Origin of the sequence: Streptomyces sp. NPDC086835 (assembly GCF_044745705.1) — a bacterium.
Lineage (GTDB): Bacteria > Actinomycetota > Actinomycetes > Streptomycetales > Streptomycetaceae > Streptomyces.
Genome location: NZ_JBIVAU010000011.1, coordinates 262323 through 275801 on the forward strand (window position 1 = coordinate 262323; position 13479 = coordinate 275801).

The 13479-nt window shown below is 70.3% G+C and carries 10 protein-coding genes; 2 read left to right on the forward strand and 8 right to left on the reverse strand.

What is annotated here, in order from left to right; translation table 11 throughout:
- The first annotated feature begins 98 nt into the window (after positions 1–98).
- Positions 99–965: an alpha/beta fold hydrolase gene (locus ACIPJI_RS30775; RefSeq protein ID WP_307705625.1), complete on the forward strand. Its 867-nt coding sequence runs from the start codon at positions 99–101 to the stop codon at positions 963–965.
- Between the two features lie 69 nt (positions 966–1034).
- Here ACIPJI_RS30775 and fxsT read toward each other — a convergent pair whose 3' ends face one another.
- The 5 genes from fxsT to fxsA form a co-directional block, all read right to left on the reverse strand.
- Positions 1035–4976 (reverse strand): FxSxx-COOH system tetratricopeptide repeat protein, encoded by a 3942-nt coding sequence (gene fxsT, locus ACIPJI_RS30780; RefSeq protein ID WP_402250048.1) that lies wholly within the window; start codon positions 4974–4976, stop codon positions 1035–1037.
- A complete protein-coding gene (locus ACIPJI_RS30785; protein ID WP_402250049.1) occupies positions 4960–6294 on the reverse strand; it encodes a TIR-like protein FxsC in 1335 nt (444 codons plus the stop codon). Before ACIPJI_RS30785 ends, fxsT begins: the two co-directional genes overlap by 17 nt.
- A 115-nt stretch (positions 6295–6409) precedes the next feature.
- Positions 6410–7183: an AAC(3) family N-acetyltransferase gene (locus tag ACIPJI_RS30790; RefSeq protein ID WP_356622976.1), complete on the reverse strand. Its 774-nt coding sequence runs from the start codon at positions 7181–7183 to the stop codon at positions 6410–6412.
- The gene (gene fxsBH / locus ACIPJI_RS30795) at positions 7176–9362 is read right to left on the reverse strand and encodes a radical SAM/SPASM protein FxsBH, inactivated beta-hydroxylase extension form (RefSeq protein WP_402250050.1); all 2187 of its coding nucleotides are present in this window, start codon (positions 9360–9362) and stop codon (positions 7176–7178) included. The genes ACIPJI_RS30790 and fxsBH overlap by 8 nt, the downstream gene beginning before the upstream one ends.
- A 40-nt stretch (positions 9363–9402) precedes the next feature.
- On the reverse strand, positions 9403–9567 hold the full coding sequence (gene fxsA, locus ACIPJI_RS30800; RefSeq protein WP_307705630.1) for an FxSxx-COOH cyclophane-containing RiPP peptide: 165 nt from the start codon (positions 9565–9567) through the stop codon (positions 9403–9405).
- 249 nt (positions 9568–9816) lie between these two features.
- Between fxsA and ACIPJI_RS30805 the strand changes: the two genes are divergently transcribed.
- A complete protein-coding gene (locus tag ACIPJI_RS30805; protein WP_402250119.1) occupies positions 9817–10725 on the forward strand; it encodes a DUF4231 domain-containing protein in 909 nt (302 codons plus the stop codon).
- 20 nt (positions 10726–10745) lie between these two features.
- Here the strand turns inward: ACIPJI_RS30805 and ACIPJI_RS30810 are convergent, their stop codons facing one another.
- The 3 genes from ACIPJI_RS30810 to ACIPJI_RS30820 form a co-directional block, all read right to left on the reverse strand.
- Positions 10746–11225: a hypothetical protein gene (locus tag ACIPJI_RS30810; protein WP_307705631.1), complete on the reverse strand. Its 480-nt coding sequence runs from the start codon at positions 11223–11225 to the stop codon at positions 10746–10748.
- 134 nt (positions 11226–11359) lie between these two features.
- Positions 11360–12262 (reverse strand): S1 family peptidase, encoded by a 903-nt coding sequence (locus ACIPJI_RS30815; RefSeq protein WP_402250051.1) that lies wholly within the window; start codon positions 12260–12262, stop codon positions 11360–11362.
- Positions 12263–12436: 174 nt separating this feature from the next.
- Positions 12437–13294 (reverse strand): S1 family peptidase, encoded by an 858-nt coding sequence (locus tag ACIPJI_RS30820; RefSeq protein WP_356622982.1) that lies wholly within the window; start codon positions 13292–13294, stop codon positions 12437–12439.
- Positions 13295–13479 lie beyond the last annotated feature (185 nt).

Sequence of the window (13479 nt, forward strand, 5' to 3'; positions counted from 1 at the left end):
TCACCGGCCGGACGGGGAAGCTCATGATGTCTGCAACGGGCATGGACGGCACGGGACATGTACCGCACGGGGTATGTCCGGCGAAGGGGGGCGTTCGGGTGCGACGTCGGGTGCGCGCGGCGGACGGGCGGCATCTGATGGTGGAGCGTCTCGGCGATCCGCGCGGCAGACCGGTCTTCCTGCTGCACGGTACGCCGGGCAGCAGGCTCGGCCCCGCGCCGCGCGGCATGGTGCTCTATCAGCGCGGCACACAGCTGATCGCCTACGACCGTCCCGGGTACGGCGGTTCGGACCGGCTCGCGGGCCGCAGCGTCGCCGATGTGGCGCAGGACGTACGGGCGATCGCCGACGATTTCGGCCTGGAGCGCTTCGCCGTCGTGGGGCGGTCCGGGGGCGCGCCGCACGCTCTGGCGTGCGCGGCCCTGATGCCGGACCGGGTGACCCGTGCCGCGGCGCTGGTGACCCTGGCGCCGAGGGACGCGGACGGCCTGGACTGGTTCGAGGGCATGGCCGCGTCCAACGTCACGGAGTACACCAGCGCCTCCGACGACCCCGCAGGACTCGTGGAGCGGTTCACGCTGCGTTCCGCCGAGATCAGGAAGGACCCGGTCAGGCTGCTGAACGACCTGCGCAGGGAGCTCACCGACTCCGACCGGATGGTGGTCGCCGACGCCGGCGTCAGGTCCATGCTGCTGCGCAACTACCAGGAGGCGCTGCGGACTTCCGCGTACGGCTGGATCGACGACGCGCTGGCGTTCTGCAGCCCGTGGGGCTTCGACCCGGCGGACATCAAGAGCCCGGTGATGCTGTGGCACGGGGAGAAGGACGTCTTCTCCCCGGTGGGTCACTCCCGCTGGCTCGCCCAGCGCATCCCGGGCGCGACGGCCGTCCTGGAACCGGCCGCCGCGCACTTCGACGCCCTGCACGCGCTGCCCCGCATCCTCACCTGGCTGCTGGACGACTGACCGCGCCCGGCCGGCGGGTGCGGGCCGCCGCGCCTGCGGAGCACGGCGGCCCGTACCGTCACACCGCCGTCACACCGCCAGCGGCTCCAGGTCGCGGTAGACGCGGCGTTCGTCCTTGGCGATGCGGGTGAGCGCGTGCTCCTCACCCAGCAGCCGCTGGAGCTCCTCGACCGTCTCCACGCGCAGTTGGGTCGCCTCGTCCTTGCGTCCCAGCAGGCCGAGCGTGACGGACATGTTGGAGGCGATGCCGAGCACCTCCGGATGGTGTGCTCCCAGCACCTCGCGCAGCCGGTCCACGGTCCGCCGCTCGATCGCCAGGGCCTCGTCGCAGAGGCCCAGGTCCGCGAGGGCGTTGGCGAGGTTGATCGTGCTGTAGAGGGCGTGCGGATGGTCCTCTCCCAGGACCTCGCGCATCGTCGCGACCACGTCCTGCAGCAGCCGCTCAGCCGTCTCCGGTGTTCCGCAGCCCCACTCGTAGATCCCCAGGTTGTTGATCGCGGCCAAGGTGTACGGGTGCCGCTCGCCGGGGACCTGCCGGTACTGGTCGACGACCTCCTGGGCCAGGTCCCGTGCGGCGACGGGCTCGCCGGCGGCGAACAGGTCCGCCGCCAGGTTCAGGTCGCAGGCCAGCGAGTCGGGGTTGGCGGAGGTGTACTTGGCGCGGTAGCGGTTGCGGGTCGCGGTCGTCAGCCGCCGCGCGTCCTCCAGCCGGCCGGCCCTGCGCAGCGACACCGCGAGGCTCTTGCCCGCGGCCAGCGTGCCGGGGAACGCCCGGCCGAGCTGCTCCTTGTAGACCTCGTAGGTGCGGCTGAGCACGGACACGGAGTCGTCGTACCGTCCGACCTCCCTGAGGTCGCGGGCGAGGTTCATCGCCGAGGAGAGCGTGTACGGGTGTTCCGGGCCGAGCACCTCCGTTCGCCGGTCGAAGACCTCCTGGTCGATCTCGCGGGCCCGCGCGTACTGCCCGACCATCCGCAGGTTCAGCGCCAGGTTGTTGGCCGCGGCGAGCGTGCGCGGATGGGACTCGTGGAAGATCTGGCTGAACCCTTCGTGCGCCTCGGTCGCCAGTTCCATCGCCCTGCCGTACTCGCCGAGTGTGCCGAGGTCCATCGCCAGACCGCTGGTGGTCATGTAGGTGTGCGGATGGGAGGCGCCGAGCACCGCGCGCTGCCGCTCCAGGGTCACCTCGTCGAGCTCCTTCGCCTCCACGTAACGGCCTTGGGAGCGCAGGATGTTGGAGAGGTGGAAGCGCAGGTACAGGTACTGGAGGTCGTCGTTGCCGAGCATGTCCTTCCACGCCTCGCGCAGATCACTGGCGAGGGTGTAGGCGGTCTTCCAGTCGCCGCGCTTCCACAGGTAGCGCACCCGGTCGATCAGCAGCCTGCGGGTCTCCGGCTCCTTGCAGTACCTGGCCTCCGACGGGCCGAGGTGCGGCCAGATGGTGTTGAACCGCGGCCAGGTCTCGGGGTTGTCGATCGGCTCGTCGTCGTCGGGCCTGGCGCCCGCGAGGATGCGGTGGACGGCGTGGCGCGCGTCCATCTGCTCCTCCTCGCTCAGCTGCGCCCTGATGACGGCCTGCACCAGCCGGTGCACCTGGATCGAGTTGGAGACCTGGTCGACCTTGGCGAGGGCGAACCGGCCGATCTCCCGGATGACCCGGCCCAGCACGAGCTTCTCCTGGAGGGAGGCGTCGTACGGCTTGAGCGCGTCGATCATCTCCTTGCTGTAGAGGAGGTTCGCGGAGATCGGCTCGGGTGCGAAGAAGGCGCACAGCTGAAGCAGACGGACGGCCGCGGGAGAGCGCTCTTTCAGCCGCTCGATGGACACGTTCCAGGTCGCGGCGACCGGCTCCGGATATCCGGCGGGCTGGTTGAGCGCCAGCACGCTGGTGGCCTGCTCACGCAGTTGTTCCAGGTAGGAGGCGACCGGTGTGGCCGTCTCCGCTATCCAGGCCGCCGCCTGTTCGACGGCGAGGGGCAGGTCGCCCACGGCCGTGGCGACCTGGTCGGCGTCCTCGGCGCTCAGTCCGCGGGCGCGCCGCTGTATGTGCTCGATGGACTCCTCGCGCAGGAAGACGTCGACGGGCAGTGCGTCGCCGTACTGCGACCAGGTCTGGTTCCTGGAGGTGACCAGGACGTGGCCGGGGCCGCCCGCGGGAAAGAAGCGCTTGAGCTGTTCGGGGTCGTCGGCGTTGTCGAAGACCAGCAGCCACCGTGACGACGGCACTCCGCGCCGCAGCAGGTCGATGGCCTCCTGCGAGGCGGCGGCCATGTCCTCGCCGCCCTGCGCGCCGAGCCGGACGGCGAGTTCGGCGAGTCCGGCGACGACGTCGTCGGGCTGCTCGGAGGAGATCCACCAGACCAGGTCGTAGTCGGCCATGAACCGGTGGACGTACTCGAGGGCCACCTGCGTCTTGCCGACGCCGCCGAGGCCGTAGAGCGTCTGGGGCTGCGGCAGGACCGCGGCCACGGCCATGCCGCCGCCGAGCTGGTCGCGCATCCGTTCCAGTACGACGGAGCGGCCGGTGAAACCGGGGTTGCGGGGCGGCGCGTTCCAGATCTTGGGCACCGTTCCGGGGAACCGCGGTCCGGGCGACGACGGCTCGGGAAGCTGCACCGGACGGTCGAGCGCGCGCAGCAGGGCGCCGGTCGCGTGCACCTCGTCGAGCCGGAACAGGTCGACCGGGTTGCGGTCGATGTAGGGGGTGGTGAGGCGGACGTCGCCGACGCGTATCGGGAGCAGATGGCGCCGTCCGCCGCTCGGGTCCTCCGCCGCCGCGCGCTGGAAGACCTCCACGGCCCGGGCCGACTTGAGGTAGGCGCTGGACAGCAGCACGACCGTACGCGCGGCGTTCTCCGCGGCGGCCGCGTCGACCTCCACGGGATCGTGTTCCGCGGACACGTCGCGCGGCACGACCCGGAAGCCGGCTCTGCTGAGCACGTACTCGACCCAGTCGGCCCACATGCGGTTCTCGGCGACGTAGCTGAGGAACAGGTCGGCGGGCAGCGCGGGGCGCCGGCGGGTGAAGGCGTCCCTGATGCGCAGCCGGACGTCCTCGTTGACCGGCGGCATCGCGGTGACCTGCTGGTCGGTGACGACGGCGGTGAGGCGTTCGAAGGCGGAGAGCAGCGAGCTGGTGAGGCCGGCCTCGTCGCCGAAGGTCGCGAGCGTCTCCTCGTAGGCGTAGTAGGGCCGGTAGGGGATCTCCACCGCGCCCCAGTAGGCGGTGGCCTCCTCGCCGGTCAGGCCGGTGGGGAAGCGGTCGAACTTGAGGCGCGCGAGGGCCCGTCCGGCGTCCGCCTTCTCCTTCTCCCCCTCGTCGATGCGCATGGGAACGGGGAAGATCCGGATGCCCCGGCCGCCGTACCGCTCGTCGATCTGCCGGGCGACCGCGGCGGCGCCGTCGATGGACTGGTCGCTGAGTGTGAAGCAGTCGACGAGGACGTCGGGCAGGTGGACGGTGCAGATGTCGGCGATGTCGCTGAGGCCGGTGCGGCTGTCGATGAGGACGTAGTCGTAGTTGGCCTTCATGTCGTCGCGCAGCGCGTCGAAGAAGTGCCCGCCGCCGAGCCGGTCGTAGAAGTTGTCCCAGTCGAAGGTGGACACGGTGGCGGAGTACTCGCGGTTCTGCTTGCCCGCGGAGACGAAGTCGAGCGTGCCGCCTTCGGGGAACTCCCAGCCGAGGCTCTCGGGCGTGAGGGAGACGGCGTGCGGCTGTATGCGGGCGTAGTCCAGGTGCCAGTCGACGCGGCGCGGCTCGGGATTGGTCGCGGCCCAGGCGTACTCGGTGATCAGGTCGATGACACCGGTGGTGGCTCCCAGCGTGGAGGGGTCCAGGAACGGGTGGAAGAAGCGGTGCAGGCCGGGTGCTTCCAGGTCCCAGTCGACGGCCAGCACCCGCTTACCGTTCGCGGCGAGGATCCAGGCCACGTTGGCCATGGCCATCGTGCGTCCGGTACCTCCCTTGTACGAGTAGAAGGTGACGATGCGCCCGTCACGACTGGCTGTCATCCGTGTCCTCCGCTTCAGGGGCGATGTCACGCATGTTCGGGACGTAGTGGGTGGTGCTGTAGTCGGCCATCGGGCCGCGCAGCCGGGGCCGTTCGCTGTGGCTGCCGCCGCCCGGCGGGGCCGGCGGGAATGCCTCGGCGTGGCGCAGGTACTCCTGGGCGGCCGCCTCCGCGACCTGTGGCAGCAGGTGCCCGAAGGCCTCCATGCTGTAGACGCCCTTGGCCGCCGCCTGGCAGGCCGCGCGGCCGTGGCTCATCTGGTGCGGCATGGTGCGCTCCAGTTTCTCGATCAGTTCGGCCTCCGCGTCGCGGCTGTCCGGGTCGTCGCGGTTCCAGGGGACGACGACGCTCACCCAGGGGTGCGGATGGGCGTCGAAGGCGGCGAGTTTGCGGCACCGTTCCTCGTTCTCGAGGGCCCAGCGGTCGATGAGCAGGATCTCGGGGCGGGTGGGCGGCTGGCCTGCCGCGGGCAGCGGCTCGTGGTCGAAGGAGGAGACGGTCGGCTGGTAGTTGAGGGAGCGCACCAGGTCCTGCGCGACATAGGCCAGTGGGCGGGCGGAATCCGGGTGGTACGGGTTCCAGTCCTGTGACTGCTTGCCGTAGTAGTCGGCCGACCGGCCGGGCGGCAGATCGTGGCTCGTGGGGGCCGCGACGGTGACGTGCATGGGCCGCGGGCCGACGCTGGGTCTGCCGAACGCGCTGGGCGCCTGGCGGAACTCGACGGGGCTGCCGGGGGCGAGCCGTATGGTGTCGGCGACGCTGACGATCCGTTTCGCCAGCTCGTAGACGGCCGCCTCGTACTCCTCCGCGAATATCCGGAGCTTGATCAGCCCGTAGAGGCCGTCGGTCACGTACCGGTCGCCGAAGGCGCGGTGGTTGAACTGCAACCGCTCCGCGGGGCCCGGGAGTTGTTCCGGCGGCATCGGCACCCATAACGCAGGGACGATCGCCTCCGCGGGTCGGTTGCTCTTCGCGTGGTGGTAGATGGCCCGCTGGGCGAAGGCGTACCACTCCTTGCCGCACATCTCGCTGGCGAAGTAGCGGGGGGAGAACAGCGGGACGAACACCCGGCAGCTGGCCAGCACTTCACCCAGCCGCTCCGACCAGCCCTCCCCCGAACGTATCTCCCGGTCCATGAAGCCGGCGGGTGCGCCGGCCGGCAGATCGGTCATGGCCATCACATGGCCGCACAGGTCGCGGAACAGCCGCTCGACCCACATGTCGGGGTCAGGGCCTCCGGCCCCGTACCGCGGTGTGTGCGCGTAGCTCAAGAAGAAGTACGGCCGATGGTCCGCCGCCCGCTGCGCTGAATCCGACACACGACCCCCGTCCTGCGTGAACGCCCGGCCCGACACCCGCCTTCGATGAAGGACGCGAGCGAAGTAATCATTCCGGAGCGAGTCACGCTCCATCCCCCTGCCGTTCGGTCAATCATCACCGCTTTTCGGTCATCCAACCCCTCGCGTGGTCGACCGCGTCCCTGATCGAGAACAGCCTTGCGGTTCTTCCGCCGAGTTGTCCGCTTCGTTCCACTCCCCAGGAGAACGCGGCACCGATCGCCTCGAAATCGCTGTCGTCCAGCACGACATCGGTGTATTCGGTCCATTCGGAGCCGCCGTCCGGCCGCCGCACCACACAACGGTAGGTGCGCAGCGGGGATCCGACGCGGTATTCGGCGAGATGGAACGCGGTGCATTTGGCGAAGCCCACATTGATCATCAATACGTGCGCTCCGACGCGATGGAGCGCGCCGAGCGGTGAGCGTTCTCCCAGATGGCAGTCCAGCGGATGCTCGGCGAGGAGTTCCGCGGCACGCCGGCCGAGCGCCGCGAACGACGTCTGCGGATGTGCGCTGCGCTGTGCGCCGGGGGCGGTCCGTACGGATTCGGCCAGCCGGCCCATCCCCTGAGCGGGTGTGGTGGCCGGGTCGAAGGCCGGCATGTCCGCCCGGAAGGCCGCCGCCTGCTCGGGTGTCATGCCGCGCACCCGGGCCAGATACGCGGACGAGGTGTCCGAGTTCTCCGCCGTGAAGGCCGGGACGACCAGGGTCCCCTCGGGCCCGAGGGCCTCGAGCAGCGCGTCCCGCAGCCGGCGGGCACCGAGCCCGGTGGCGTGCAGGGAGGCGTGGACGAGGAGCGTCATGCCGCTGCGCACACCCAGGGCGCGTAGGGCCCCTAACGGTTCGCGGTCGCCTGACGGGTCAGTCACGGACTGCCTCCTTGTGCAGGGCGGCGATGAGGCGCTTGCCGCTGACGGTGGGTTCCGGTGCGTCGCGCAGAGCCTTGAGGGCGAGGACGGCGTGGGCGGTGGCTGCCGGGTCGAGGGGCGCCAGCAGGACGCGTTCGTAGGCTCCGGCCAGCAACTGTGACGCGGGCAGCGGCTCGTCCTGCCAGGGGGCGGGGTGCAGCCAGGCGCCGTCCTCGGCCAGCAGGTCGGTGACCTCCGCGATCGCGCGCAGTTTGGCCCGTGAGAAGCCCCGCAGGAGTGCGGCCGCCAGTTCTGTGGGGGTTCCCTCCAGGCTGATGCCCAGCGCGCCGTAGGCGTGTCGTCCGACCGAAGGACCGCCGCTCCGCAGGGGTGTCAGGGTGGTGAGGCAGGACGCGATCTCGGCCGCCTGCTCCGGCGCGGCGTTCCGCAGCAGGGCCCATGCCCGGGAGAGCGCTTCGGTGTCGCCCGCGGCACGCACCGGCTCGTCGAAGCAGTCCCGGAACGGGTCGACGTCCTCCAGCACGAGCCCCGGCCAGCCTTCGAGGCCGGGCCGCCGCAGGGGCCGCCAGCCGGGCGCGGCCTCGCCGGGACGTACGCGTAACGCCTCGCGCCCCGGCACGCTCACGAGCACCTCGTCGGGCCCGCCGACGACCTCGGCCTCGCACGGCCCGTCGTCGGTCAGCCGGAGCTCGCCGAGCGTGGGCAGGACGAGCGTGCCGGTGGGGCATCCCACCCGTACGGGGACGCCGAGCCGGCTCCGCAGGGCCGCGGCGGCCACATAGGACTCCAGGCGCAGGGCGAGTGGGATCGCGTCGGGGCGCTGCTCGCGCAGGGCGTCGAGGCAGGTGTGCAGCCAGGTGCGGGTGTAGGGGTGGGCGTAGATCTCGTCGAGGCCGAGCGATGTCTCCTCGATGGCCGACGCGAGCTCCCAGGCGGCCGACCACCGCTCGCCGCCGTGGCCGCCGAGCTCCTCGTTGAGCCGGGCGAGGGTGTAGCGGGTCAGGTCCTGCTGGAGGATGAGCAGCGCCTCCGGATCGCTCACGGCCGGGGACGCGGTGGACTGCGCCGTGCGCTCCTCGATGCCGCGGACGAGCGCCTTGAGGTCGTTGCAGTACACGGAGGTGTTGTCGAAGCCGGAGCCGGTGGCGTAGCGGTGTGTGTAGAGGCCGCCGCCGCAGGAGCGGACGACCGGGCACTGACGGCACGTCCGGCTCACGCCCGCGAGGCCGAGTTGGCGTGCCTGGACGCCGGGGTGCCGGGCCACGTCGTCGAAGCGGTGCCGGAAGACGTCGAACCCGGTGGCGGCCGCGCCCTCGTAGGCGCTCTTCAGCGAGTCGACCTGTTCCAGGGTGCCGTCGGTCTCGACGACGACGAGGTCGGAGGGGGCGAGGCCCAGGGATTCGGTGAGGCTGGGGCCGCCGGCCAGGGTGGAGAACACCGAGTCGAAGAGCCGCACCGGCACGGGCCTGCCACGGGCGTCCCAGCGGTCGAAGACCTCGAGGATCCACTCGGCGTAGGCGGTGGGCGATCCGTCCGGCCTGGCCGGCGGGTCGTCCCAGGTGGCATGGGGCAGCAGGAAGTCGATGCGGGGAGGTTCGAGTTCGGCGAGGGCGTCGTACACGGCGACCGGGTCGTTGGCGACGTCGATGGTGCACAGCAGGCCGAGGTAGAGGTGGCGGTAGCGCTCCTGGCGGAGGAGGTCCACGGCCCGCAGGACGAGCGGGTGGCTGGTGCGGCCGTCCGCGTAGCGGCGGTGGCGGTCGTTGGCCTTGCGGTCCCCGTCGAGGGAGATGCCGACCCGGACGTCGAATTCGTCGAACAGGTCGAGAAAACGGCTGCTCAGCTGAATGCCGTTGGTGTGGATCCTCAGATCGAGTGCGGCGACCGGTTCAAGGGCTGCGGTGAACTCCTCGCAGACGCGGCGCAGACGCTCGGGGCCTGCCAGCAGAGGCTCCCCTCCGTGCAGGATCACTGACACGGAGGGCAGGGCATGGCTCTTGGCATGCTCGGCCAGTCGCAGAGCTGTCCAGGAAATCGCTTCGTCAGAGATTGCCTTCGGGCGGGTACGCCAGCTCTGATCAGCGTGTTCATAGATGTAGCAATGATCGCAGGCAAGGTCGCACCTGCTGTGGACCTTCACAACGATCTGCTGGAAGGGGACCAGTGTGGGTCCTGTCATTCCACCAGTCTAGGGCCGGTCCGAAGCCCTGCGGAGTCGCTCAGAGCGACGAGTTGAACGTGGTGACGCGCAGGCCGCGTGCTTCGGAAGCGGGAAGGACACGGGCGAGCTTCTGCACGGCATCGGCGCCGCGGACGTCGATCTGCGCCAGCGGAACGCGATTCTTCTTCGCAGCGGCGAAGGATGCGGAGGAGTGAAGGGTCATTGGGGGGCCGTCCTTGATGTTGTGTTCAGCTCAAGGCTGTGTCTGCGGGGATACCACGCACCGTTGCGATGCCGGCGGCACGACTTTACTCTCATGGCCACTCTCAGCAACTCAGCACGGGGATAAGCAACAAAAGAGTTGCACCACATTCTCGCAGGGCCGCAAGGAACAAGCGATTCCGCCTAATGAGTGAACACAAAACCGCAGACGGGGGTGTGTATGAGCGAGATTTCCAGCCCATTGCACAGCATGGTCTTCCGCAACGGCGATCTACCGGTCCTCTACCACCGCACGGACGCCATCGCCGTCGCCCGCCAGCGGGAGGCGGTCACGGTCACCCGGTCACAGCTGCTCCTGCTGGTGGCCGGCGCCGCTCTGGCCTCGCTCCCCACCTCGTTGAAGGTCGGCGGGTCCTTCCAAGTCGCCTCGTTCTTCAGTGCGTTGGCGTACGCCGGGGTACTGGTGCTGGGGTACCGCTCAACCCGGCGTCGAGCAAAGTCGCACTGGCAACTGAACCGCTCCGCAGCGGAGTTCATCAAGTCGATGTGCTGGCGGTACGCGGTGCACGGCGCGCCCTTCGACTCGCACGTCTCCGAGCGTGGCGCCGATGATCTGTTCTCCACCCGTCTGGAGGAAGGGTTACGGGAGTTGGCCAAGGTCGGCTGGGAGGATCCGCGCACGGCGGACGGGGAGACCGCGGCAGACGACCTGATCACCACCCCCATGCGCCGGCTGCGGGCCAAGCCCTTCAGTGTCCGCAAGGAGACCTACGTCCGGGACCGGCTGATCGAGCAGCGCAACTGGTACCACCGGCGTACCGAGATGTCCCGTCGCGCGACCGCGCTCTGGTCGGCTTCGATCGCCCTGCTCACCCTCTTCGCGCTGTTCTTCGCCACACTGCGCACCTTCTCCGTGGCGGACTCCTTCCACGCCCAGGGCGTGCTGTCCGCTGCGGCCGCCGCGTGTCTGGCCTGGGGCGAGATCCGTCGTCACCAGCCGCTGATCGCCGCCCACTCGCTCGTGGAGGAGGACCTGGCGGCCATGCACACGGCCATGGAGACGACGGTGACCGACGCCCAGTGGCCTTCCGCGGTCTACGAGACCGAGCGCATCGTCTCCCCGCAGCACACGGACTGGCTGGTCAGACACCGCAGTTGACCGTGTGACGGGGGCGTGCGTCAGTCCCTCTTGAGTCCCTCGCGCCAGATGACGGTCACGGGTTTGCCGAGGTCCCGGGCGTACCGCACGATGTCGCCGGTACCGCCGTGCCCGCGGGCGGGCAGCCCGTCCCAGACCGCGAGGAGCCGGTCGCAGTGGTCGGCGATGTAGGCACCTGCCGCGTAGTAGGCCTCGTCGGTCGAGTACGGGAACGCCAGCCTGACCTCCCGGGTGGCCAGGGCCTTGAGCCGGCGGTAGTGGGCCAGTTCCTCCGGGGCCGTGAAGCCCTGTTCGTAGTCGCCGCTGGGGATGACGACGGTCAGTTCCGCGCCGCAGTCCAGAGCGATGTCCGCGAAGAGCTGGTCGGCGCCCACCGCGAGGCTCGACAGGGCCTCCATCGAGCCCTGATGGCCGCACAGCACGGCCCGCAGCCCGGCGCGGATGTGGGCACGGGCCTCGGCCGGGATGCCTCGGTGGCCCGTCACTCCGATGCGTTTCACTGCGTCGCAACCCCCGTCACTGCGCTTCCCCGCCGTCCTGACATCCTCTCAAACCAGGACCATACGTCGAGCCCTCGTCCTGTCATACGGACGAGGGCTCGACGGTCACAGGCTGCCGTGCCGGGGACGACGCGTCAGTAGACGCTGACCCCGTAACGGCTCAGCGCCTCGGTGACCGGCTGGAAGAACGTCGTCCCGCCGGTGCTGCAGTTGCCGCTGCCGCCGGAGGTCAGACCGATCGCCCGGCTGCCGGAGTAGAGCGGGCCGCCGCTGTCGCCCGGTTCCGCGCACACGTTCGTGCGGATCATGCCGTAGACGATGTCGCCGCCGCCGTAGTTGACCGTGGCGTTGAGGCCCGTCACGGTGCCGCTGTGGGTGCCCGTGGTGGAACCGCGGCGGGTGACGGACATGCCGACGGTGGCGTTGGCCGCGCTGGTGATGTCCGTGCCGCCGACGGTGCCGGGGTGCGACAGCGACGTGTTCGAGTAGCGCACGATGCCGTAGTCGTCGCCCGGGAAGCTCGAACCGGTCGTGGGACCGATGCTCGTCGTGCGCGAGGAGTTGGTGTACCAGGTTCCCGCTCCGTCGGTGCAGTGACCGGCGGTGAGGAAGTAGTAGGTGCTGCCGCTGCGGACGTTGAAGCCCAGCGAGCAGCGCCAGCCGGACGCGTAGACCGCGTCGCCGCCGGAGATCAGCTTGGAGAACGTGCCGGGGGTGCGTTCGACGCGCAGTGCGCCGGCGTTGGTTCCGGCCTCGCGCTTGATCTTCGCTATCTCGGCCCGGGAGACGGTGCTGTCGGCCGTGACGACGAGCGTGCCCGTGGCCTGGTCGACGTGCCAGGCGGTGCCGGGGACGTCCGCCTGGAGCACGGCGTCGCTCGCCGCGGCGAGCTGATGCGCGCTGTAGGTCCGTGTCTCTTCGGCGTTGGCGGTGGGGACGGCCAGAGCCGCGGCGGCTGTCAGGCCGGTGGCCACGGCGAGCAGCCGGGTGCGTCTGGCGGTGGTGGGGGTGCGGGGGTCGGTGCGCTTGATCCTCACTTGTCGTTCCTCCAGAGGGGAATCAGGGGCCCGCAGTGGGGGTGCAGGGCCCGTGAGGCGCGGCCTGAGGCCGACGCTGTGGGGGAGTTTCAAGCCATACGGTCATACACCGCAAGGGTGCGTTTTCGGCCGCACGGCCTCCCTGCCGCGCATGGCGGCGGGGGCTTGGGGAGGTCAGTAGAGGCTGACCCTGTACTTGGCGAGGGCCTCTGTCACGGGCTGGTAGAACGTCGTACCGCCGGTGCTGCAGTTGCCGCTGCCGCCCGAGGTGAGACCGAGGGCCTTGGTGCCGTCGTAGAGCGCGCCGCCGGAGTCGCCGGGCTCGGCGCAGACATTCGTCTGGATCATGCCGCGGACGGTGCCACCACCGGAGTAGTGGACGGTGACGCCCAGGGCGGTCACGGTGCCGCTGTGGGTGCCGGTGGTGGAGCCTGAGCGCTTGACGGACTCGCCGACGTAGGCGTCGGCGGCCGTGAAGCCGCCGGTGTGGCTGAGCGAGGTGTTGTCGTAGCGGACGAGGGCGTAGTCGTTGCCCGGGAAGCTGGATCCGACGGTCGGTCCGATGAGCGTGGACTGTGCCGAGTTGGCGTACCACGTCCGCACCTCGTCGCCGCAGTGGCCGGCGGTGAGGAAGTAGTACGTGCTGCCGCTGCGCACGTTGAAGCCCAGCGAGCAGCGGTATCCGCTGCCGTAGATGGCGTCACCCGCGCCGAGGAGCGGCTTGAACACTCCGGGCGTGCGCTTGACCGTGATCGCGCCGGCATCCTCGGCGGCGGCCGAGCGGATCGAGGCGATCTCGGTGTCGGAGACGGTGGAGTCCGCGGTGACGACGACACGGCCGAGTGTCCGGTCGACGTACCATGCGGTGCCCTCCACACCGGCCGCGAGGACGGCGGCGTCCGCGCGGGCGAGTTGGGCGGCCAGGGCGGGGCCGGGCGTGGGGGTCGCCTGGGCGGTGGACGGTGCGACGGCGGCGGTGACCGCCAGGGCCGCGCCTGCGGCGAGCAGTGCTCTGGTGCGCTTGATCCTCACTGTGCTCCTCCTGGGAAGAAGGGAAGAACCCGCGGTGGCGGGCCCGTGAGGCGCCGGCCAGGATGGCGTGTTCCTGACATGCACTGCCAGAGATAGTGGCTTCCGGGGACCGGACACACAAGACCGCGGGACGGACGGATCACTTCCGCCGCCACCGTCGCGGGCGTCACGGAAGCCGGGTGACG